The following is a 20,407-nucleotide window of genomic DNA, read 5'->3' as shown; positions in this document are numbered from 1 at the left end:
TCGGATCATGCGGTTCACCGACGACCATGACGACTTTCGCGCCAGCGTCCGGCATTTCGTTGACACGGCGGTCAATCCGTTCGCCGACGAGTGGGAGAGGCAGGGTGCTTTCCCGGCGCACGAGGTCTTCGCGAAGGCAGGCGAGCAGGGGCTGTTGGGCATCGAATACGACCCGGCATACGGCGGTCTCGGTGCGGACCACGCCTTCCAGATGATCGCCTGCGAGGAATTCGGCCGGATGAACTCGGCCGGGGTGAGTATGGCGCTCGGCGTGCAGTCGATGATGGCGACACCGTCACTCGCAACGCACGGGACACCGGAGCAGAAGGCGGAGTTCCTCGCGCCGGCCATCGCCGGCACGGCCGTCGCGGCGATCGCGGTCACCGAGCCGGACACCGGGTCGGATGTCGCCCGGCTGCGGACCCGGGCTCGACGCGACGGCGACGACTGGGTCATCTCCGGACGAAAGATGTTCATCACCAACGGTGCTCAGGCCGACTGGATCTGCTTGCTCGCCCGCACCTCGGACGAAGGCGGCTACCGGGGCATCTCGCAGATCCTCGTCCCGACGAAGACCCCTGGCTTCTCGGTGAGTCGGACCCTGGACAAACTCGGCAACCGCTCCTCCGACACGGCCGAGCTCGTCTTCGACGACGTCCGGGTCCCGGTCGCGAACACCATCGGTGAGGCCGGCCGCGGATTTCAGCAGCAGATGGTGCAGTTCGTCGTCGAGCGGATGTTTGCTGCGTATGCCGCGGTCGGCCAGTGCGACAAGGCTCTCGAGCAGACGCGGCAGTTCGTCGCCGAGCGGTCGGTCTTCGGCGGCACGCTCGCCTCCAAGCAGTACGTCGCCTTCCGACTGACCGAACTGCAGGCCCAGGTGGACCTGTTGCGCAGTCACAACCGCGAGACGTGTGAGGCGCGTATGGCGGGGGAGGACATCACCCGGATGGCATCGGTCGCCAAGCTGACCGCCGGCCGGCTCGCGCGCGAGGTCGCCGACACGTGCCTGCAGTTCCACGGCGGCATGGGCTACATCGAGGAGACCTGGACCAGCCGCTTCTTCCGGGACGCGCGGATTGGATCGATCGGCGGCGGCGCGGACGAGGTCATGCTGCAGGTCCTCGCCCGTCTCGACGGCCTGCCCGCCTGACGGGAGCTCGACAAGCTCGTCGTCTCGGTGGGGCGAGGGTCAGGGTGCCGGTGGCGGGTCGATGCCCTCCGAGACCAGGTATTCGTAGAGGCTGCGCTCGATCGGAGACTCCATGCCGAGCGTCATGGTGACCACGTCCAACTCCTTGTCCGCGATGGGCATGGTCGTCTGGCGAGGCTCCGAGGATCGTGCACGGCCGAGGTAGTAGAAGTCGGTCCCCTCTGCGTCATCCTTCTTGGCGAAGAGATAGAGCGGCACGGCGTTCTGCGTGATCGTCTTGACCTCGGTGCTTTCCAACGTCCTGCGGCTGCGGGTGAACCAGTGCAAGGCAGACTCGTTGATGAAAGCATCGCCGTACGCCGTGCTCGCCGACACATCCTCGTGCTTGTGGTACGTGATGAAGATCGGGCATGAGTCCGAGGCGTGGTCGACCTTGTAGCCGTACATGGTGCTCTGCTCGTTCCGTGCCCAGTTGAGCAGCCGGCACACATCCTTGCGCGAATAGCGTTTGCCGACCTCGAGGCCGCCGGTCCACCGGTAGCGGTGGCGGGCGAGGAACAGTCCCGTCCGGATCACATCGTCCACGTGGTGAGCGAGCGTGGCGTCGGCATCAACCAGGTCCCTCACTGTCGGGTTGAGTTCGATCCGGTCATCCGCGAGGAGGACGGGCGGCGCGCCATACCTTGTCCGCTCGGCCTCGGTGAAGAAGTCGAGCGAGAGCAGCCGCACCGTCGAGTCGATCGTCCGCTCGTCCGCTGCGCATCCCTCTCGTGCGAAGAAGTCGGGGAGATCCGCGCGGGACACGCTGCCGTGGCTGAAAAGCCTTTGCAGGAGCAGCAATTCGTGCGGGCGTTTGCCGTTCAGCAGCTCGAGCGTGAGGAAACTCAGCAAGGCATTCGCCGCAGGCGTCGGGACGTGGTCGACCAGCTTGATGCGTCGCAGCAGATTCCAATAGTTGTCCTGCTTGCCGGCCAGAACGACGGGATCGGCAGTGTCGAACCGTGCGAAGTCGAGCAATGCCGGGGTCGTACCCAGGCGGTGGGACAGCTCGATGACCGTCTTCTTGAGGTTCGCCATGCTGTCGAGCTTTGTCTGTGCCAATGACGCGAAGACGCGCTCGCGAGAGATCTTGTCGAAGTTCACGCTGGAGAGCCCGGCGATCGAACCGGCCTCCTGCGCGTCGATGATCCGTCGCCGGATGGAGTCCTTATTGAGCGAGCTGTCCCCGAAGAGCGCGATCGGGATCAGGTAGTTGTTCGCGTAGTTGCCGATGAAGTCGATGACCACGAGGTAGTCCTTGCCGGCCGCCTTGCGCAACCCGCGACCCAGCTGTTGGGTGAAGACGATGCTGGACTCGGTCTGCCGGAGCATCACCACCTGATTGACGGACGGGATGTCAATGCCTTCGTTGAAGACGTCGACCGTGAGGATGTAGTCGAGAGATCCCTGCTCGAGTCGCTGAACAACCGTCTCGCGCAACGTGATCGGATCCTCCCCGGTGAGCACGGCGGTGCGCAGCGCACGACCGTGGACAGTGCGCCCGTTGAGGAGTTGCGACAGACGGTGCGCCTCGGCGGTCCGGCTGCAGAACATCAGCCCGCGGACGGGCGTGCCTGCATGGCCGTAGGTCTCCAGGGCACGCACGAGATGGTCGGCGCGCTCGTCGGACGCGAGCAGTTCGAGTTGCGTGGTGTCGTCGACGACCTCGCCGTCCTTCTCGAAGTCGGTGACGCCGTAGTAGTGGAACGGCGCGAGCATGTCGTCCTCGAGCGCCTGCTGCAGACGGATCTCGTAGGCCAGGTTGAAGTCGAAGAGCTCGAAGACGTTGAAGCCGTCGGTGCGCTCGGGTGTGGCAGTCAGGCCGAGGAAGAAGTGTGGGTCGAGGTGATCGATGAGTCGGCGGTATGACGCCGCGCCCGCACGATGCACTTCGTCGAGCAGAACGTAGTCGAACGCGTCAGGGGCGATGCTGCCCAAAGTGTCTGCCCGAGTGAGGGATTGGACGGTTGCGAAGACATACTTGCGATCTAGCTCGCGGGTCGCTCCGGCGAACTTCCCGAAGTCCGATGCTGGGGCGTCCAGGACCCGGCGAAATTCCTCGATGGCACGATCCAGGATCTGCTCCCGGTGCACGACGAAGAGCATCCGCTCGGGGTTGACGGCTCGCACGTCCAACGCGGCGAGGATGGTCTTGCCGGTCCCGGTGGCCGACACGACGATCCCACGACGTTCACCTGCCGTCCGCAGTTGTGCGATCCGATCCAATGCGTCCACCTGCATCCGGTTGGGAACAACTTCACCGGGCTGCTGGAGCGTCTCGGGGTCCGGCTCCAGTGCGTAGCGACGGGGCGGCGGCCGCCAGGTCTCGGCATACGCATCGATCCACTCGTGGGTGAGCGGCTCGGACTGCGCGAGTTGCGCCTCGACGGCCTGGCCGAGTTGCTCGACGACATCGCCGTCCGGGAGCGCGGAGAACCGGAGGTTCCACTCGGAGTTGAGCAGCAGTGCATTCTTGGTGAGGTTCGAACTGCCAACGATGGCAGTGGTGTTGGCGCCTTGATCGAAGATGTAGCCCTTGGCGTGGAACCCCGACCGTCCCGACGGATGTAGGTGGACGTCGACGCCGGGGAGGTTGAGCAACTCCCGGAACGCCGCGGGGGAATTGAAGTTCTGGTAGGTCGAGGTGATGATCCTGCCGGTCCCGGCAAAGTCGAGAAGGGCCTGCTTGAGGATCGCCACGGCATACGGCGTGACGAACGCGACCGAGAACGTGAAGCTGCTCGATCGCTGCAACTCTGCCTGGATTGCGCGCACCATGGTGTTGCCGTCCCGGTTGGAGACCAGCAGTGGGTGGAAGAGCTGGTCGGCGGCCAGGCTCTTGTCGAGGAAGCCGAACGCGGTGTCATCGCGAAGCTGCTTGGTGACGGGGTGCACGATCGGCTCGTGGTCAGTCGGTCAGCGTCTGGATGGTGCGCTCGACCGCCGGTATGTCGGCGGGCGCCCACTCGACGCTGCGCAGGTCTGCGACCGGGATCCAGCGCAGCTCGGAGTGCTCGGTCGCGCGCGGCTCGCCCGATGTCAGGGTCGCGAAGTATGTCGTGAGGGTGACAACGCCGAAGTCGTATTCGTACGAAGTGGTTTCGACGTGATCACCGACCTTCACGGTGCACAGCAATTCTTCCTGGAGCTCGCGCTCCAGGGCTTCTTGCGGCGACTCACCGACCTCGATCTTGCCGCCGGGGAACTCCCAGTGGCCGGCCAGCGCCATACCGGGCCCGCGCTGGGCCGCCAAGACCGTGCCGTCACGCACCAGAACCGCTCCGACGACATTGATCTGCTTGGCCATGACTGCCTTTCCCCTGAGATGACCGGTGTGCCGGCAGTGTATGGCGCCCGGCCGTCGTGCGGTCGGGCCGACGCGCACGTGTGCGGTCGAACAGGGTGCGTGACGCGATGGAGCGACCGACATGAGAAAACCCCGATCGCATCCGATCGGGGTCTTGTGCACTGTCTTTGGCTCAGTACGTGCACCCGTAGGGATTCGAACCCCAAACCTTCTGATCCGTAGTCAGATGCTCTATCCGTTGAGCTACGGGTGCTTGGTGTGCAGTCGCCTGCACAACGCGGAGTTACTCTACCCGAGCGGGTGCCCAGGTGCGAAATCGACTGGGTCGTCAGGCCCCGAACGGCGCGACCGGCAGCCCGCCGACGCCGGGCTCGACGGCGAATACCGCTCCGGCGAGCGGTTGCTCTCCCTGCGGGACGTTCTCCCGGGTGGTGGTGATGTAGAGCGTCTGCAACATGTCGCCACCGAACGTGCACGCGGTCACATTGGTCACGCCCGGCACCTCGACGACCTCGCTGAGCTCACGGTTGACGTAGCGGTGCACGGCCGAGCCGCCATACAGCGCGACCCAGACGCCACCCTCCTGGTCGACCCAGAGGCCGTCCGGGCTGCCGGCCACGTCATCGGGCAGGTGCACCCAGGGACGGCGCTCGGTCAGCCCGGTCTTCGGCTCCCAGTCGAACGCCCAGATCGTCCTGGTCGGAGTGTCGTTGAAGTATGCCGTCGTCCCGTCCGGTGACCAACCGATGCCGTTGGCGATCGTGAGGTCGTGCAGCACGGGTTTCGCCATACCTTCGACACTGAGCAGGTAGAGCGACCCGCCGCCCTGATGCTGGTCGTAGGCCATCGTGCCGCAGTAGAAGTTGCCCATCGGGTCGCAGCCGCCGTCGTTGAACCGCACCGACGGGTCGTCCCAGATCGGTTGCATGACCTGCAGATCGGACAGGTCGTTGCTCTGCGACAGGGCGAAACCGCGCTCGACCGCGACCAACGCACCGCCGGCGCCCCGCGGGCGGATGGCAGCGGCAACCGTGCCGACGTGGATGCGCTCGACGTCCTCACCGCGCGCGATGAGCACGTCACCGGCCATCATGTCGACATACCGGAGCTCGCCCGGGCCCTCGAGTGACCACTCGGGCCACCAGACAGGCCCTTCGGCGTGGAAGGCGTGCGGTTTCGCGATCGGTTCGGCGCGCATGGCCCAAGACTATTTCATTCGCCGACAGGCCCCCCAATGATCGAGAGGACCGCGGATTCGGGCCGAATCCGGCCCGAATCCGCGGTCCTCTCGGTGAACGGGGTGCCTCTCGGCGAATGGGTTGCGGCGTCGGTCCGGCGTGTGCCTGTGGGGTCGGAGAGGTGGTCTAGACCTTCTCGGCTTCCTGGGTCTCGGGATCCCACTTGGTGACGTGAGCGGCGGCCCAGCCGCGGGCCTTCATCGCCTCACGGGCCTTGCCGCGGTATGTCGGGGTCAGCCTCTCGACATACAGCTTGCCGTCGAGGTGATCGGTCTCGTGCTGCAGGCAGCGGGCCAGGGTGCCACCCGTCGCTTCGACGACGACCTCGTTGCCGTCCAGGTCCGTGCCGGTGACCTTCGCCCAGTCGGAGCGGGGTGTCGGGAACCACTCACCCGGCACCGACAGGCAACCCTCGGCGCCGTCCTCGGGCGAGGGGTCGCCGGCAGGGACGGTGCCCTTCTCGAGCGTTGGGTTGATGACGACGCCGCGTTGTGCGACGTCCGAGCCGTCGGCGCAGTCGTAGACGAAGATGCGCAACCGCACACCGACCTGGTTGGCAGCCAGGCCGGCGCCGTTGGCGGCGTCGAGGGTGTCGAACATGTCCTGCACCAGGGTGCGGATCTCCGGCGTGACCTCCTTGACCTTCTTGGTCGGCTGGTGCAACGCCTTGTGCCCGATGACCGTAATCGGTCGGACTGCCATAACTTCAACTCCTGCCGCACGGACTGACTTGACCACGAAGATTATCCGCCGGTGCCGTGCGTCACGACTTCGGGAGAGTGGGTGAGCAGCTCAGTCGTCGCGCAGGTCGCGTGGTTTGCGACGTCGGACGGGTTCGTCCTGCTCCCAGCCGACATCGCCCTCGTGGCCATAGGCCTGTGGCGGAGTTTCCTTGGCACGGCGCAGGATACGGCCGCGCAGTCCGTTGCGGCGGGCGCGTTCGGGGCGTGGCAGGAAGCTGCCGATCGGCCGCACCGGGATGTCGGTCGGGTCGTGGGCGGCGTCGTCGCCGGACTCACCGGTCGGGTCGGGCAGGCCCACTTGCTGATAGGCCCGGCGGGCGCCGGCGAGTTGCAGGTGCAGGAAGGGGTCGGTGTCGTCCTCGCGATCGCCGTCCTCGTCCTCGTCGGCTTCCGCGTCCGGGTCGTTCTCGCCGAAGATCTCCCCGACGATCGCCAGGTAGGTCCCCTTCGCGTCCTGGATGAAGTCGATCCGGCGCAACGCCTGCTCGCGCCCAGCGCTCTCCAGCACGAACTGTCCGTAGCCCAGCACCTGTCCCAGCAGGGTCCGGTTGAACGACATGTCGGTGACCTTGGCCAGCGGCATCATCGCGACGCGTCGCTTGATCACGCCATACATCATCAGCAGCCGCTTGTCGGTGGCCACGAACCAGTCGAAGCGCCACATGACGATGCGGATGGCGGCATACGCCAGCAGGATGAACCACAGCTTCCAGGCGAGGTCGGTCAGCACGCCGAGCTTCGGGGGTGCGGTGAAGCCGGCCAGCAGTGCCAGGAAGAAGCCGGCGACGGCCATCGCGACCGGCTGCGCGACGGCGGCCCAGTGCTGACGCTGCGCGACGACCAGGGTCTCGTCGTCGAGCAGGAAACGCGCCATCGCCGACTCGGCGCCTGGATCGACTCGATCCATCGCCGCTCGGCCTAGCCGTTGAGGATGGTGTCGAAGAACTTGCCGATCTGGTCGAAGCCGTTGGTGATGATCGACCAGATGTTGTGGACGATGTCGGCTGACCGACTCGGCGACGTGAAGATCGCGTAGGCGATGAAGGCGACGACCAGCCAGATCACGACCTTGCGGACCTTGTCCAGGGCCATCATTCCTCCGGCCTCGTTGGGATACGGCGTGCGGTGGGCACACGTGCGTTGAGTCTGATTGTGACAGATGTGACTGTTGTGACTGGGCGTTGGTGCCCATCGGGTGTGTCGTATGGCGCCAACGGCCCGTCCACGGTACTGCGTCCGTGGCCGTCGCGCTGGCCTACGATGTGGGCCGTTCCTGTATGTCGCACCCCGTGAGGTCCCGCCATCCCCGACTCGTCGCGTCCGACCGGCCTGCGGCTGCGTGACGCCCTCGACGCGGCCGCAGCGGGGGCGTCGCGTCCGGCGCTCGCCGCGTCGGTGGAGCGACTGATCGAGCGTTACCGCCGCGGCGGAGCAGCGTCGGCACCCATCCTCGCCGGCCCGACCGACGTGCTGGCGTATGCGCTCTATCGCATGCCCGCGACGCTCGCGGCGTGCTCGGCGATGCTGGCGCAGAGTGCGGCGCGACTGCCGGAGATCACCTCGGTCGCCGACCTGGGCGGCGGCACCGGTGCGGCCGCGTGGGCCGCCTGCGAGCAGTGGCCGGGCGCACGGATCGAAGTCCGTGACCAGGTCGCTGACGCGTTGCGGCTTGGCCGGGCATTGCGCGCGGACGAGGGCGACATGGTGAAGGACACGGTGAATTTCGTGCAATGGCAGGTGGGTTCGGCAGTGCAGGCCGCCGATCTGGTCACCGTCTCGTATGTCCTGTCCGAGTTGGACGAGCGCGCGCAGGCCACTCTCGTGAAGTCCGCCATGGATGCGGCGCGGCGCGCGGTCGCCGTCATCGAGCCCGGCACGCCCACCGGTCACCAGCGGATCCTGGCGGCGCGGACGCTGCTCCTGGAGGCCGGCTGGCAGCTTGTCGCTCCGTGTCCGCACCAGGCGGACTGCCCTGTGCGGCAACCCGATTGGTGTCACTTCAGTGCTCGTGTCGAGCGATCGTCGATCCATCGGCAGCTCAAGGGCGGCGAGCTCGGGCACGAGGACGAGAAGTTCTCGTATGTCGTGGCGGTGCCGCCTGGGAGCGACGTCGTCGTGGGAGAAGCGGAAGCCCGGATCCTGCGACATCCGGTGAAGCGCAAGGGACTGGTCGAGCTGCAGCTGTGTCGACCGGACGGCACCGCCGGGCGTGCGATCGTGACCAAGCGGCAGGGGCCGGCATACAAACAGGCTCGGGGTGTGCGCTGGGGCGACATCTGGCAGTCCCCCTGATCGAGAGGCGCACCAAACGACCGAGAGGACGAGAAAAATCGGCATTCCTAGTACGCCTCTCGGTCACTATGTACGCCTCTCGGTCAAGGAGAGGACTGCCGACCTCACGACCACCAAATAAGTCTTTGACAGTGGAGGTCGCGGCGCGCCATACTTCCAAACATGTCTTTGGAGGATGAAGCGCTCAACGATCTGCGGGCGACCGCACACCCGGTGCGGCTGCGCATGCTGTCGTTGCTGACCGGCGCGGCGATGAGTGCCGCGGAGCTGGCACGGGAGCTGGACATCACTCAGGCGAACGCCAGCTATCACCTGCGCACTCTCGCCAAGGCCGGCCAGGTCGAGGTCACCGAGACCGAGTCGGTGCGTGGGGGCCGGGCGAAAAAATACCGCTACTGCTTCGCCGAGGCCCGCGTCCCGAAGCCGTCGCCGCGCAACGCGCCCGAGGCGTCCGACGCGGTCACTGATGCCGATACCGATGCCGACTTCCGGCAATATCTCGAGGCATTGCACCACGAGCTGATCCGCCGTGCGGCGCACCGCACCGCGGGGCCGGGGATGAGTAGCGATGCCGAGGTCTGGCTCGACCCGGACGTATGGCGCCGCGTGCGCGAGTTGGTGATGGAGGCGTCGGACCTCGTCCACGGACACGCCGTTCGGCCGCATGCGCCGGGCACCGTGCACGTCAACTTCCAGGCCGAGTTGTTCCCGATGCGCGACCGCAAGGATGAGCCGGAGGACGAGCAATGAGCAGCACACCCAGCGCGTTGGAAGTGTTGCGGCTCAAGGACTTCCGCTGGTTCTTCCTGTCCCGGTCGGTCAACATCGTCGGCAGCATGATGACGCCGGTGACGATCGCCTTCGCGGTGCTGCACATCGACAACTCCGCGGAGTCGCTCGGCGTCGTGCTGGCCGCGCAACTCGGCGCGAACGTGCTCTGCCTGCTCTTCGGTGGCGTGATCGCCGATCGGTTACCGCGTCGCGCGGTGATGCAGGCGTGCTATCTGGCCATGGCTGCGGTCCAGGTGACGATGGCCATCGGGTTGGACTTCGGGTGGGCGACGGTCCCGCTGATGGTCGTCCTGGCCGCGCTGTCCGGTGGGGTGAGCGCCTTCTCGATGCCGGCGCAGCAGGGTCTCATCCCTCAGCTGGTGCCGAAATCGCAGTTGCAGCAGGCGGATTCGCTGATGGCGTTCGTCCGCAATGGCGCGACGTTCATCGGTCCGGTGATCGGCACGACGCTGGTGGTCGTCACGGGCCCGGCATTGGCGCTCGCGATCGACGGATGCGCCTTCATGGTCGCCGCGGTGATGCTGGCGAAGGTCGCGCTTCCGGAGAAGATCGCCGGTCCGAGCACTTCGATACTGACCGAATTGCGTGACGGGTGGGGCGAATTCACTTCGCGAACCTGGCTCTGGGTGGTTGTTGCTGTCTTCGGCGTGCTCAACGTCATACACGTCGGTGCGTGGGTGGTGATCGGGCCGGTCATCGCCAAGAACAACGACGCCGTGGGCATCCAGGGGTGGGGATTCGTCGTCGGATCCGAGGCCGTGGGGATGCTCGTGATGTCCGTCATCCTGCTGCGCTGGCGGTTGAAGCGTCCACTTCGTGCCGGCATGGTTGGTATGGCGTGCTTCGCAATCCCGGTGTTGTTGTTGGGGATTCACCCGGCGACGGTGCCGCTGATGGTGGTGGCGTTCGTCAGCGGGATGGGTTCGCAGACGTTCAGCACGGGCTGGACAGTCGCAATGATGGAACGCATCCCGAGCGAGGTGCTGTCGCGGGTCTCGAGCTACGACATGTTGGGGTCATTCGTCGCCATACCGATCGGCAGCCTGATGTTCGGCTGGCTGGCGACCAACGTGGACGTCGAGACGGTGCTGGTGACGGCCGGGAGCGTGTATGTCGCGCTCGCCCTGCTCACGCTGCTCGTGCCGTCGATCCGACGCCTCGGCAGGGTCGAGGACGAGGAGGACGAGATCGTGATCGCGGCCTGAGTCGGCTCAGACCACGCCGTAGAGCCGGTCGCCGGCGTCGCCCAGGCCGGGCACGATGTAGCCGTGCTCGTTGAGGCGCTCGTCGATCGCTCCGGTGACGAGGGTGACCGGGATGTTCAGGTCGGACAGCTGGTCCTCGACCGCCTTGATGCCTTCGGGAGCGGACAGCAGGGTCACTGCGGTGATGTCGTCGGCACCGCGCTCGGCGAGGTAGCGGATGGCCATCGCGAGCGTGCCGCCGGTCGCGAGCATGGGATCGAGCACGTAGCACTGCCGGCCCGACAGATCGTCGGGTAGGCGGTTGGCGTAGGTGATGGCCTCGAGCGTCTCCTCGTTGCGCTGCATGCCCAGGAAACCGACCTCGGCGCTGGGCAGCAGGCGGACCATGCCCTCGAGCATGCCCAGGCCGGCGCGCAGGATCGGCACGACGAGTGGCTTGGGGGAGGACAGCTTGATGCCGGTCGTCGGCGCGACCGGCGTCTCGATCTCGAAGGGCTCGACCCGCACGTCACGGGTCGCCTCATAGGCCAGCAGCGTCACCAACTCCTCGGCGAGCCGCCGGAATGTCGGGCTGTCGGTGCGCCTGTCACGCAGGTAGGTCAGCTTGTGGGCGATGAGGGGGTGGTTGGCCAGCTCGACACGCATGGCGCAAACTCTAGTCGTGCCGACGCCCGATGCTCACGACCAATGGATGTCCCTCGCCCTCGAGCAGGCGCGTATGGCGCCCGCCACCGACGACGTGCCGGTCGGTGCAGTGGTGCTGGACTCCGCCGGCGCAGTCGTGGGCGCGGCGCCGAACCGCCGGGTCGCCGACAGTGACCCGCTCGCGCACGCCGAGATCGTCGCGATCCGCTCCGCCGCGGAGACCTTCGGGCACTACCGGCTGGACGACTGCACGATGGTGGTCACGCTCGAGCCGTGTCTGATGTGCGCGGGCGCGATCATGCAGTCCCGGATCACCCGCATCGTCTTCGGCGCGTGGGATCCGAAGGCGGGAGCGTGCGGCAGCGCGTGGGACGTCGTGGCGGACAACACGAGTCCGCATCGGTTGGCGGCGGTCGGCGGCATACGGGAGCAGGAGTGTGCGCAGTTGCTGACCGACTTCTTCCGGGCGCGGCGGGCCAAGCGGGTCGAGTGACGCGGAGGGTCAGCGCTTCCGGCCGATCGCCTGGATGGCGACGTAACCGACACCGAGCACGATTGCGGCAGTGACGGCGAGCCAGACCAGCTTGAAGATCGCGGGCACGACGATCAACAGGATCAGCAGAACGACGACGACCTTCGCCGAGGTGGGCCAGTCACTCATGGGGACTCCTTGGTGGATGCTGCCTCAAGTCTCGCACACCGACCGTGAACAGCATTGCTGTCCAACGAGATCGGCAATCGCTCAGTCGTCCTGGAGCCGCGGGCGTTGCGCGAGGACGTAGGCACGCTCGGTCGGGATCTCGACGCCGGGGTGCGGCAGCCGGGTGGTGACCGAGACGATGTCGAGACCGGCTTCGGCGATCTCGTCGATCACCTGGTCCGGCTCCAGGAAGTGTCCGGTGATGTCGACGGTGTGCCCGAACCACGTCTCCAGGTGCTGGGTCTGGCCGGCGGCGAACTCCTCGCTGCGGATGTGGAACGAGACCAGCGCGATGCCGCCGGGTTGCAGCGCGCGGAAGACCTGGGCGAATGCCCGGGCGCGCTCGGTCGGGCTGAGGTTGATGATCGCGTAGAACATCACGACGCCGGCCAGGCTCTGGTCGAGCTCGGTGAGGTCTGTCATCGACTCGACGCGGAAGTCGACACCGGGGTTCTCGGCTCGCGCGATCTCGATCATCGCCGGTGAGATGTCGATCCCGATCGGGTTGGCGCCGATGGACGCCAGATGCCCCGCCACATGTCCGGGACCGCAACCGATGTCGGCGATCCGGCCGCCCTCGCACATCTCCACCATTGCCGCGAGCAGTGCGCGATCGAGTGGCTTGCCGGCCAGCTCGTCGCGCATCGCCTCGGCATACTCCGCGGCAACTGCGTTGTATGCCGCTGCGACCTGGCTGCTGCTGTATGCCGACAGGTCCGGGGCATCGGAGGGGGACTCGCTCGTCATACCACTAAATCTAAGTGGTGGCGCCGGGCGTGGACACGGCGGACGGCGACGGGGCCTGCTGAATCACGGTGGTCACGGTGCGTGGTGCCGCAGTCGGGCGGCCTCGCCCAGCAGGTGCTTGCGCTCGAGATTGTTCGTGGCCAGCCGTGCGGCGTCGGCGTAGAGCCGTGCGGCTTCGGTGCGGTCGCCGGCCTTCTCGTGGAGGTATGCCGATGCCGCGGTGTGGCGCGGCACCGACGAATCGACCTCGGCCAAGGCGGCAAGACCGACTGCTGGGCCATCCGCCTCGCCGAGGGCTACCGCTCGATTCAGTTGCACGACAGGGGATTTGGTGAGTGCGAGCAGTTCGTCATACCAACTGACGATCTGCACCCAGTCGGTCTCCTCGACGGTCTGTGCGTCGGCGTGCAGCGCGGCGATGGCGGCCTGCGCCTGGTATTCGCCGACTCGATCGGCGGCGAGTGCCTCCTGCAGCATGCCGACCGCCTGCGCGATCTGACGGGTGTCCCACCGGCTGCGGTCCTGCGCGCGGAGCGGCACGAGCCGGCCGTTGTCGTCGATGCGGGAGGGGCGACGGGCGTGGTGCAGCATCATCAGCGCGAGCAGCCCACGAACCTCGGGTTCCGTTGTGAGGGAAGCGAGTTGGCGGGTCAGGCGGATCGCTTCCGCGGTGAGGTCGAGCTCGCCGCCATACCCTTCGTTGAAGACGAGGTAGAGCACCCGCAGCACGGTGGCGAGGTCGCCGGGGGTGTCGAGTCGGGTGTCGCGCAGCTGCCGTTTGGCGCGGCTGATCCGTTGCGCCATGGTCGCTTCGGGCACCAGGTAGGCCTCGGCGATCTGTTTGGTCGTGAGGCCGCCGACCGCGCGCAGGGTGAGCGCGACGGCGGAGGTGCTGGTGAGTGCGGGGTTCGCGCACAGGAAGTAGAGCTGCAGCGTGTCATCGCTGGCTGGTGCGGTGCCGGGCTGCGGCTGCTCGACGACCCGCAGCTCGCGCGCCCGGCGCGAATCGGTCGACCGGAGCTGGTCGAGGAACTGTCGCCAGGCCGCGGTGATCAGCCAGGCCAGCGGGTCACGCGGAGGCGAATCCGCCCAGCTGTCAATGGCTTTGATCAGTGCTTCCTGCACAGCGTCCTCCGCCGACGCGAAGTCGGCTCCGCGTCGGCAGAGGGCACTGATCGCTGCGGGCACCAGCTCCCGGAGCAGCTCGTCGTCCATGGTCGGTCCGTGCGGCCGGGACTATTCGGTGGTCGCTTCCGGCTCCCAGCCGTAGACGGGCCGGAACTCGAGCCACTCGCCGAGCGGTTTCCCGTTCTTGCCGGGAGCGGCGGACAGGCGGCCGGCCAGCTCGAGCGCGCGCTCCTTGCTGTCGACGTCGACGATCATCCAGCCGGCGATGAGGTCCTTGGTCTCGGCGAACGGGCCGTCGGTCGCCGGCGGCTTGCCCTCCCCGTCATACCGGACCCACATGCCGTCCTCGGCGAGTGCGTCGCCATACACGAACTCACCGGAGCGCTGCAGCTCGACGGCGAAATCGTCCATGTACTTCATGTGCGCGTCGACCTCCTCCGGAGTCCACTGGTCCATCGGGACGTCGTTGGTCGGGGCCGGCGCGCCGCGGTAGTGCTTCAGCAGTAGGTATTTGGCCATGGTCGTTCCCTTTCCTCAACTCGGACCATTGTGGTCGCGATATGCAGGGGACGGAGCCGTTGGCGAGTTCTCGACATCGTGCGCCGAAATTCATTGCAGCCAGCTGGTCGAGTGCCGGAGCGGGGGAGGTGTATCGAGGCCAGCGTGGCCGGACAGGCGTATCGAGACCACGTGCCGAGACACGTGGTCTCGATACGCCTCGCCCTTGGGGGCTCGGCTACTCGACCGACGTGTGCGGCGGCTCGTCAGACGAGGCCGAGGTGCGCGGCCAGCCGCAGCACGCCGGCGCTGGTGTCGTCGACGGAGTCGGTCAGCCAGGCGATTGCCTCCCGGACCGGCAGATGCTTGACCGCAGTGATCTGCTCGGCGCCGTCGACACCGGTCGGCGGTGCGTCGATGACCTCGGTCGGCACGACGGCGAACACCCACCACATCACCGGGTGCGGCACGTGCTCCATGTATGGCGCCGCGTTGCGGCTGTGTGCCACGTGGCTGAAGAAGGTCTGCATCGGGCCGGTGGGTCTCGACCCGGCCTCTTCGTACAGCTCTCGGGCTGCGGCGGATTCGAGACTCTCGCCTGGTTCGAGTCGGCCGCCGGGGAGGAATCGCCAGCCTTCGATGGACTCGCACACAGTCACGATGCCCGCCTCGGGCACGGCGACCAGGTGGATGCGGTGGACCAAGTTCGGTGGTGGCGAGTCGAAGGTGCCGACGACGTCTGCGTTCGCGTAGTCGACGTACGCACTCTCGAAGAGCGACTCAAAGCCCTGCGGTGTCCCCATGCCTGGACGCTAGCAAGCGAGTCAGTCGCCGGGCGATGTGCGATAGGTGCGGCCGGACGGGCTGGTCCAGGTGCACACGCCGTCGGGCGTCATCGCCACGGACCACCCGGTCTCGTGCTTCGCGCGATGGTGATGGCGGCACAGACAGTGCAGGTTGGTGGGCGTGGTGCTCCCGAGCGGCCATGGCTCGACGTGGTCCAGATCGCAGCGAGCCGCTGGCACGCTGCAGCCGGGGAACCGGCAGTGCTGGTCGCGGGTCGTCACGAAGTGCCGAATAGCCGCGGTCGGTCGATATTTGCGGGTCGTCGTTGCCAGAGTCGTGCCGGTGGTGGGGTCGGTCAACACTCTGGTCACCCGGGTGCCGACGGCGCGGGTGAGTTGCGCAACCTCCGCGGCCGGTATGACGCCCACGCCGGGCACGACCACATCGTCGAAGCAGCTGTCGGCATTGGCTTTTCGGAAGAAGCTGTCGCCGAGTGGTCGCGTATCGGCTGTGGGAGGTTTGGTGGCGACCGCGGTCCCACCGCGATCGAGCGCCGAGGACTGGCGGCGGGCTTCGCACAGCAGTCGGTCCCAGTCGACGTCGGGGAACAATTCGTCGTAATCATCCAGGTCGCCGGGCCGCTCGGCCTCGAGCAGCCACGAGGTGTCCCACGGCGCATCGGCATCGACATACGTGGCAGGGTCGTCGGGCGAGGGGCAGCGCCCGAGCACACCGTCCAGCAGTGCGTTGAGCTCGTCATCGATCGGGTCGCCTGGACCGGTCGAACGTTCACCGAATGTGCCCGGATCCGTAGGGCTTTCGCAGCCGTCGGGGCGCACCGGCAGGTGGAACACAACGGTGGTCTCGACACTGGCGTTGCGCAGCAACAGATCGATGAAGGCGTCCGCGCGGCACTCGGCGAGCGTCTTGTCGGTGGTCGAGTCGGCGTGCAACTGACGCGCGTGCTCGTCGATGGCGCGCTGGGCTGCCGCGACGTCCCCGGTCGGGAGTATGGCGACCAGCTCGGCCAGCCCCGGCTCGTGGTGCGGCCGGGTGAAGACACCGATCTGATCGCGGCGGCGCTTCTCGGCGGCGGGTGTGACGGCAGCCGGCTCAAGGGATGCCAGCAGCTTGGTCAAGCGGCGTCGCAGCTGTGTGGTGGTCAGACCTGCGATGCCCTGATCGAGCATGGCGCGCTCGGCCTCGCGATATGTGCGACGGCCGGCGCCGGCGAGTTGGTCGGTGACGACGCCGATCTTGGTCGGATCGAGGCTGCCGGTGCCGGCTTCGGTGAGCAGTCGCGGAGCGCGCGTCACGGCGTCGAGTGCGTGTTGGACGCATGTGCTCGCCTGCCGCGTGCCGAGGCCGAGCAGCGGCGCGATCTCGGTGTCGATCCACTCGTCGGCGAAACCCAGGTGATGCCGAATCGTCCTGGTGTCAGCGATCTTCGGGTCGAAGACGTCTTGGTGTGCAGCAGCTTGTGCGACCCGGACGGCCTGCGTCGCCAGCGCCGAATTGGCGACCTGCTGGCTGGCTGCGACCTGTGCCAGCAATTCGTCCTTGGTCAACGGATCGCGGTCGGTGCGTGCGCTGTCGAACGCCGTCGCAGCCAGAGTCAACGCTGCATCGAGCAGGTCAGCACTGCTGGCGCGTGTCAGCTCCTCGCGGGTCGGGAGAAGCTTGGTTGCCATACCATAATGATACGTGTGTTCGATAACCAGCGCAAGACATCATCGCATAAAACTGTTGAAAGCACGCTATTTCAAGCGATTCGACGGTCCTCCGGCGGTGGATCATCAGACCGGAGCGGTGGATACGGAAAGTTGGGGCGCGCTACTCCTGCGGAAGGGCGAAGCGGTATGGCGCCGCACCGCCTACTCGCGGAGCAACGCTTCCACGTCGTCCGCCAGATCACGCACCGGGCGCCGGCCGTCGAGCTCGAGGGTCGCGGCCGCTCGCAACAACGGCTCGACCGTCTCGACATACCCGGCGATCTCGGCACGTTGAGCCGCAGTCCGGCCGTACGGATTGTTCGTGCGTATGGCGACTCGCGCCAGCAGCACCTCCAACGGCGCGCTGAGCAGGACCACGTGATCGAAGTCGAAGTCGCCCTGGTTGCGGACCGTCCCGCTGACAGCGATCGTGTCGTGGCTGGAGAGGAGTTCCGTCATGCGAGGGACATCCCACAGTGCGCCAGGCAACTCCCACCCGTCGTAATCCGTATCGACAGTGGGGAATTCGCGCTGACTCAGCTCATCGAGCAGCGTTGTCTTCCCGGCGCCGGACATCCCGGTGATCAGCACCCGCGCCATGAGCTGCTCAGCGTGGCTCCGGCGCCGCGCTCGCCTCTGCCGCGATCCGCTCGAACTGCGCACCCATCGCCTCGGCCAGTGCCTTCGCACCGGACAGTGGGCGCACCATCACCGTGAAGTCGTCGATCAGGCCGTCGTCGTTGAGGTGCAGGAAGTCGCACCCGTTGACGGTCGTGCCGCCGATCGTCGCCTCGAAGACCAGCGCGTGGTCGCGGCCGTCGGCGCTGTGAATCTCTCGCACATAGCGGAAGTCCTCGAAGACCCGCAGCACTCCTCGCAGGATCGCAGCGGTGATGGGCTTGCCGTCATACGGCTTGAATGCGACAGGGCTGGTGAACCGCACGTCGTCGGCGAGCAGCGCCTCCATCGCCTGATCGTCACGCGCCTCGACGGCTGCTCGGAACTCACGCATGCGGCACACGGTAGGCCATCGAAAACCCGTTGCGCCCCGAAAGTGGCCGTCCTAGCCTGCCCGCCATGAATTGCTTCACGACGATCATTCGGACCCGTCGCAGTTAGCGGCGCGGATCCACTTCAGTAGCAACCGCATTCGCGCCGCCTTCCGGCAATTCCGCCGGGCGGCGCTTCATGCTGCCCGGCTCCCTTTCGCCATCCGAAGGAGCCGCACATGTGTGCACAACCGCGTCCGGGCCGGCACGAACTCGGCCAGAACTTCCTCGCCGATCGACGCGTGATCGGCCGTGTCGTCGAACTCGTCGATGACAGACTCCGCCAGGCACCAGGCCCGATCGTCGAGTGGGGCACCGGCGACGGCGCCATCACCGAACGACTCACACTCCTCGGTCGCCGGATCGACGGCATCGAGATCGACCGACGCCGGGCCGCGCAGCTCCACCGGCGCCTCGGGCCGCCTGTGTGTGTCCGGGCGGGCGACATCCTGCGTCACGCGCCACCGGCCGGGTCGATCGTCGTCTCGAACGTGCCCTTCCACCTGAGCACGCCCGTCCTTCGACACCTGCTCGGGCAGCCCGAGTGGCGCAGCGCCGTCCTCGTCCTGCAGTGGGAGGTTGCCCGCAAGCGGGCGGGTGTCGGCGGCGCGACGCAGCTGACGGCGCAGTGGTGGCCGTGGTTCGATTTCCAGTTGGTGCAACGGATTCCAGCGTCCTCGTTCCGTCCCCGGCCATCGGTCGACGCAGGGCTCCTGGCGATCGATCGTCGCGCGAGACCGCTCGTCGTCGCGCGCCGGCGAGCGGCATACCAACGCTGGGTCGGCTCCGTCTTCAGCGGTCGCGGGCGCGCACTGCGCGAGATCCTCACGCGCAGCGGGGTCCCGCCCGAGGCAGCCACCCGGATCGTCGCCGGGCTGCCACGCGGTCGACGCGCGCCCTTGCCGCGTGACCTCGGGGCCGAGGAGTGGGCCGCTGCGTTCGCGAGCGTGTGCAGGCCCCGATGACTGCCATCCGAGAGAGCCGCGCCGACCAGGGCCAAGCCGAGGTTACTGTTCGGTAGGGTCGCTGTATGGCGCGATCCCACACTCCACGCTGGCGCCGCCCGCCCACGTCGCGAGACGGCAGTTTCGCCAATTGGGCGCGCACCGAGAGCTCGACACCCGCACGGTGGGTGTTGCCGGCGACCGAGGAGGAGGTCGCAACGATCGTCCGTCAGGCGCACGCCGACCAGCGCCGGGTCCGGTGCGTCGGAGCCGGCCACTCGTTCAACGGCATCGCGGCGCCGAGCGACATCGCGATGTCGCTCGACAAGCTCCGCGGCATCGTGGCGTATGACGACTCCACCGTCACCGTCCTCGCGGGCACCCGCCTGCGCGACCTCAACGCGGCGCTCGCCCAGCGCGGGCTGGCGCTGCCGATCCTCGGGTCGATCGCGGACCAGTCGGTCGCGGGCGCGATCGCCACCGGCACCCACGGGTCGAGCCTGCAGCACCGCAACCTCGCCGGCCTCGTCACCGGCATGCGGCTGGTCGACGGCACTGGCGAGGTCCGCGACTATGCCGAGGGCGACGAATCTCTTGACGCCGCAAGGGTGTCCATCGGTGCGCTGGGCGTCGTCACCCGGGTGCGCGTGCGTGTCGTCCCGGCGTTCCACCTGCGCGAGCGCATCGACTGGCTTCCGGTCGACGAGATCGCGGACGCGTTGCCGGAGATCGCGGGCAGCGCGGAGTTCGCGAAGGTCTGGTGGATGCCGCACACCGCTCGGGCGCTGGTGTTCCGTTACGACCGGGTCGCCGCTCCGCGCACCATTCTGCCCACCGTGCTCGACCGGTTCGTCGATGAGAAGCTCATGCACGGCGGGCTGCTGCCCGCTGTCTACGCGGTCCAGGACCGGCGGTCCGGCTGGGTCCCCAGCTGGAATCGCGTTGCCGGACGCACGCTGCACAAGCCAAGTCGAGTCGGGCCGAGCCCGATGATCTTCTCCACGCCGATGCCGGTGCGGCATACCGAGACCGAAGCGGCGGTGCCGCTCGAGAGCGGCGGAGCCGCCTGGGATGCCGCAGTGCGCACGGTTGACGCGTGCGGCGCTCACGTCAACTTCATCACCGAGTTGCGCTTCGTCAAGGGCGACGACGGCTGGCTGAGCCCTGCGTATGGCGCAGATGTCGTCCAGCTCGGCGCCTACACGGCGGTGCTGTCGCACCGGGACCGCTACTTCGAGGAGTTCTGGCGGCACATGCGGGAGTTGGGCGCCCGCCCGCACTGGGGCAAGGAAATGGACCACACCGCGGAGGAGTTGCGCGGGCTCTACCCGCGGTTCGACGACTTCGTCGCGCTGCGCGACCAGCACGACCCGGACCGGACGTTTGCCAATCCGTTCCTTGACCGGGTGCTCAGACCCTAGCCCCGTGC

Annotated in this window: 22 protein-coding genes and 1 tRNA gene; 7 read left to right on the top strand and 16 right to left on the bottom strand. The window is 67.2% G+C overall.

The window, feature by feature from the left end:
• The first annotated feature begins 7 nt into the window (after window positions 1-7).
• A complete protein-coding gene (locus ACSZL9_RS17195; protein ID WP_446666745.1) occupies window positions 8-1,153 on the top strand; it encodes an acyl-CoA dehydrogenase family protein in 1,146 nt (381 codons plus the stop codon).
• A gap of 39 nt (window positions 1,154-1,192) precedes the next feature.
• Here ACSZL9_RS17195 and ACSZL9_RS17190 read toward each other — a convergent pair whose 3' ends face one another.
• The 7 genes from ACSZL9_RS17190 to ACSZL9_RS17160 form a co-directional block, all read right to left on the bottom strand.
• Window positions 1,193-4,087, bottom strand: a complete 2,895-nt coding sequence (locus ACSZL9_RS17190; protein WP_446666744.1) for a DUF3427 domain-containing protein — start codon at window positions 4,085-4,087, stop codon at window positions 1,193-1,195.
• A 13-nt stretch (window positions 4,088-4,100) separates the two neighbouring features.
• Window positions 4,101-4,499, bottom strand: coding sequence for a (deoxy)nucleoside triphosphate pyrophosphohydrolase (locus tag ACSZL9_RS17185; RefSeq protein ID WP_446666743.1), 399 nt, complete (start codon window positions 4,497-4,499; stop codon window positions 4,101-4,103).
• A gap of 180 nt (window positions 4,500-4,679) precedes the next feature.
• Window positions 4,680-4,752, bottom strand: a tRNA-Arg gene (locus ACSZL9_RS17180).
• A gap of 75 nt (window positions 4,753-4,827) precedes the next feature.
• A complete protein-coding gene (locus ACSZL9_RS17175) occupies window positions 4,828-5,697 on the bottom strand; it encodes an SMP-30/gluconolactonase/LRE family protein (RefSeq protein ID WP_446666742.1) in 870 nt (289 codons plus the stop codon).
• 166 nt (window positions 5,698-5,863) lie between these two features.
• Window positions 5,864-6,439: a peptide deformylase gene (gene def, locus ACSZL9_RS17170; protein WP_446666741.1), complete on the bottom strand. Its 576-nt coding sequence runs from the start codon at window positions 6,437-6,439 to the stop codon at window positions 5,864-5,866.
• Window positions 6,440-6,529: 90 nt separating this feature from the next.
• On the bottom strand, window positions 6,530-7,387 hold the full coding sequence (locus ACSZL9_RS17165) for a PH domain-containing protein (RefSeq protein WP_446666740.1): 858 nt from the start codon (window positions 7,385-7,387) through the stop codon (window positions 6,530-6,532).
• 11 nt (window positions 7,388-7,398) lie between these two features.
• Window positions 7,399-7,575 carry a hypothetical protein gene (locus ACSZL9_RS17160; protein WP_446666739.1) on the bottom strand — a complete coding sequence of 59 codons (177 nt, stop codon included), beginning with the start codon at window positions 7,573-7,575 and terminating at the stop codon, window positions 7,399-7,401.
• Between the two features lie 300 nt (window positions 7,576-7,875).
• Between ACSZL9_RS17160 and ACSZL9_RS17155 the strand changes: the two genes are divergently transcribed.
• The 3 genes from ACSZL9_RS17155 (at window position 7,876) to ACSZL9_RS17145 (ending at window position 10,769) form a co-directional block, all read left to right on the top strand.
• Entirely contained in the window at window positions 7,876-8,772 is an 897-nt protein-coding gene (locus ACSZL9_RS17155) for a small ribosomal subunit Rsm22 family protein (protein ID WP_446666738.1), read from the top strand.
• Between the two features lie 162 nt (window positions 8,773-8,934).
• A complete protein-coding gene (locus tag ACSZL9_RS17150) occupies window positions 8,935-9,522 on the top strand; it encodes an ArsR/SmtB family transcription factor (RefSeq protein WP_446666737.1) in 588 nt (195 codons plus the stop codon).
• The gene (locus tag ACSZL9_RS17145) at window positions 9,519-10,769 is read left to right on the top strand and encodes an MFS transporter (protein WP_446666736.1); all 1,251 of its coding nucleotides are present in this window, start codon (window positions 9,519-9,521) and stop codon (window positions 10,767-10,769) included. Before ACSZL9_RS17150 ends, ACSZL9_RS17145 begins: the two co-directional genes overlap by 4 nt.
• A gap of 6 nt (window positions 10,770-10,775) precedes the next feature.
• Here the strand turns inward: ACSZL9_RS17145 and upp are convergent, their stop codons facing one another.
• The gene (gene upp, locus ACSZL9_RS17140; protein ID WP_446666735.1) at window positions 10,776-11,414 is read right to left on the bottom strand and encodes a uracil phosphoribosyltransferase; all 639 of its coding nucleotides are present in this window, start codon (window positions 11,412-11,414) and stop codon (window positions 10,776-10,778) included.
• Between upp and tadA the strand changes: the two genes are divergently transcribed.
• Complete coding sequence (gene tadA, locus ACSZL9_RS17135) at window positions 11,413-11,907, top strand: tRNA adenosine(34) deaminase TadA (protein WP_446666734.1); 495 nt, start codon at window positions 11,413-11,415, stop codon at window positions 11,905-11,907. The genes upp and tadA overlap by 2 nt on opposite strands.
• 9 nt (window positions 11,908-11,916) lie before the next feature.
• Here the strand turns inward: tadA and ACSZL9_RS17130 are convergent, their stop codons facing one another.
• The 8 genes from ACSZL9_RS17130 to ACSZL9_RS17095 form a co-directional block, all read right to left on the bottom strand.
• The gene (locus tag ACSZL9_RS17130) at window positions 11,917-12,075 is read right to left on the bottom strand and encodes a hypothetical protein (protein WP_446666733.1); all 159 of its coding nucleotides are present in this window, start codon (window positions 12,073-12,075) and stop codon (window positions 11,917-11,919) included.
• A gap of 81 nt (window positions 12,076-12,156) precedes the next feature.
• Window positions 12,157-12,861 (bottom strand): class I SAM-dependent methyltransferase, encoded by a 705-nt coding sequence (locus tag ACSZL9_RS17125; protein WP_446666732.1) that lies wholly within the window; start codon window positions 12,859-12,861, stop codon window positions 12,157-12,159.
• Window positions 12,862-12,933: 72 nt separating this feature from the next.
• Window positions 12,934-14,076, bottom strand: coding sequence for an RNA polymerase sigma factor (locus ACSZL9_RS17120; protein ID WP_446666731.1), 1,143 nt, complete (start codon window positions 14,074-14,076; stop codon window positions 12,934-12,936).
• Between the two features lie 21 nt (window positions 14,077-14,097).
• On the bottom strand, window positions 14,098-14,508 hold the full coding sequence (locus ACSZL9_RS17115; protein WP_446666730.1) for a YciI family protein: 411 nt from the start codon (window positions 14,506-14,508) through the stop codon (window positions 14,098-14,100).
• Window positions 14,509-14,753: 245 nt separating this feature from the next.
• Window positions 14,754-15,290 (bottom strand): NUDIX hydrolase, encoded by a 537-nt coding sequence (locus ACSZL9_RS17110; protein ID WP_446666729.1) that lies wholly within the window; start codon window positions 15,288-15,290, stop codon window positions 14,754-14,756.
• A gap of 21 nt (window positions 15,291-15,311) precedes the next feature.
• Window positions 15,312-16,964, bottom strand: a complete 1,653-nt coding sequence (locus ACSZL9_RS17105; protein ID WP_446666728.1) for a hypothetical protein — start codon at window positions 16,962-16,964, stop codon at window positions 15,312-15,314.
• 183 nt (window positions 16,965-17,147) lie between these two features.
• Window positions 17,148-17,585, bottom strand: a complete 438-nt coding sequence (locus ACSZL9_RS17100; protein WP_446666727.1) for an AAA family ATPase — start codon at window positions 17,583-17,585, stop codon at window positions 17,148-17,150.
• 7 nt (window positions 17,586-17,592) lie between these two features.
• Window positions 17,593-17,997 (bottom strand): nuclear transport factor 2 family protein, encoded by a 405-nt coding sequence (locus ACSZL9_RS17095; RefSeq protein ID WP_446666726.1) that lies wholly within the window; start codon window positions 17,995-17,997, stop codon window positions 17,593-17,595.
• A gap of 216 nt (window positions 17,998-18,213) precedes the next feature.
• Here ACSZL9_RS17095 and erm point away from each other — a divergent pair, with 216 nt between their 5' ends.
• Together erm and ACSZL9_RS17085 are read left to right on the top strand one after the other, a co-directional pair.
• Window positions 18,214-18,999: a 23S ribosomal RNA methyltransferase Erm gene (gene erm, locus ACSZL9_RS17090; protein WP_446666725.1), complete on the top strand. Its 786-nt coding sequence runs from the start codon at window positions 18,214-18,216 to the stop codon at window positions 18,997-18,999.
• 65 nt (window positions 19,000-19,064) lie between these two features.
• On the top strand, window positions 19,065-20,399 hold the full coding sequence (locus ACSZL9_RS17085) for a D-arabinono-1,4-lactone oxidase (RefSeq protein ID WP_446666724.1): 1,335 nt from the start codon (window positions 19,065-19,067) through the stop codon (window positions 20,397-20,399).
• The last annotated feature ends 8 nt before the right edge of the window (window positions 20,400-20,407 follow it).

The sequence above is a fragment of the Flexivirga sp. B27 genome, assembly GCF_052905685.1.
The sequence above is the reverse complement of the archived record's forward strand: the minus strand, read 5'-3'. Positions and strand labels throughout refer to the sequence as shown.

Bases quoted from the DNA above. Each gene is read 5' to 3' on its own strand.
- ACSZL9_RS17175 (WP_446666742.1), bottom strand. From the start codon at position 5,697: ATGCGCGCCGAACCGATCGCGAAACCGCACGCCTTCCACGCCGAAGGG.
- ACSZL9_RS17100 (WP_446666727.1), bottom strand. From the start codon at position 17,585: ATGGCGCGGGTGCTGATCACCGGGATGTCCGGCGCCGGGAAGACAACG.
- ACSZL9_RS17105 (WP_446666728.1), bottom strand. From the start codon at position 16,964: ATGGCAACCAAGCTTCTCCCGACCCGCGAGGAGCTGACACGCGCCAGC.
- ACSZL9_RS17125 (WP_446666732.1), bottom strand. From the start codon at position 12,861: ATGACGAGCGAGTCCCCCTCCGATGCCCCGGACCTGTCGGCATACAGC.
- ACSZL9_RS17110 (WP_446666729.1), bottom strand. From the start codon at position 15,290: ATGGGGACACCGCAGGGCTTTGAGTCGCTCTTCGAGAGTGCGTACGTC.
- ACSZL9_RS17120 (WP_446666731.1), bottom strand. From the start codon at position 14,076: ATGGACGACGAGCTGCTCCGGGAGCTGGTGCCCGCAGCGATCAGTGCC.
- tadA (WP_446666734.1), top strand. From the start codon at position 11,413: ATGGCGCAAACTCTAGTCGTGCCGACGCCCGATGCTCACGACCAATGG.
- ACSZL9_RS17185 (WP_446666743.1), bottom strand. From the start codon at position 4,499: ATGGCCAAGCAGATCAATGTCGTCGGAGCGGTTCTGGTGCGTGACGGC.
- def (WP_446666741.1), bottom strand. From the start codon at position 6,439: ATGGCAGTCCGACCGATTACGGTCATCGGGCACAAGGCGTTGCACCAG.
- ACSZL9_RS17195 (WP_446666745.1), top strand. From the start codon at position 8: ATGCGGTTCACCGACGACCATGACGACTTTCGCGCCAGCGTCCGGCAT.
- ACSZL9_RS17145 (WP_446666736.1), top strand. From the start codon at position 9,519: ATGAGCAGCACACCCAGCGCGTTGGAAGTGTTGCGGCTCAAGGACTTC.
- ACSZL9_RS17115 (WP_446666730.1), bottom strand. From the start codon at position 14,508: ATGGCCAAATACCTACTGCTGAAGCACTACCGCGGCGCGCCGGCCCCG.
- ACSZL9_RS17130 (WP_446666733.1), bottom strand. From the start codon at position 12,075: ATGAGTGACTGGCCCACCTCGGCGAAGGTCGTCGTCGTTCTGCTGATC.
- ACSZL9_RS17150 (WP_446666737.1), top strand. From the start codon at position 8,935: ATGTCTTTGGAGGATGAAGCGCTCAACGATCTGCGGGCGACCGCACAC.
- erm (WP_446666725.1), top strand. From the start codon at position 18,214: ATGTGTGCACAACCGCGTCCGGGCCGGCACGAACTCGGCCAGAACTTC.
- ACSZL9_RS17095 (WP_446666726.1), bottom strand. From the start codon at position 17,997: ATGCGTGAGTTCCGAGCAGCCGTCGAGGCGCGTGACGATCAGGCGATG.
- ACSZL9_RS17160 (WP_446666739.1), bottom strand. From the start codon at position 7,575: ATGATGGCCCTGGACAAGGTCCGCAAGGTCGTGATCTGGCTGGTCGTC.
- ACSZL9_RS17085 (WP_446666724.1), top strand. From the start codon at position 19,065: ATGGCGCGATCCCACACTCCACGCTGGCGCCGCCCGCCCACGTCGCGA.
- ACSZL9_RS17165 (WP_446666740.1), bottom strand. From the start codon at position 7,387: ATGGATCGAGTCGATCCAGGCGCCGAGTCGGCGATGGCGCGTTTCCTG.
- upp (WP_446666735.1), bottom strand. From the start codon at position 11,414: ATGCGTGTCGAGCTGGCCAACCACCCCCTCATCGCCCACAAGCTGACC.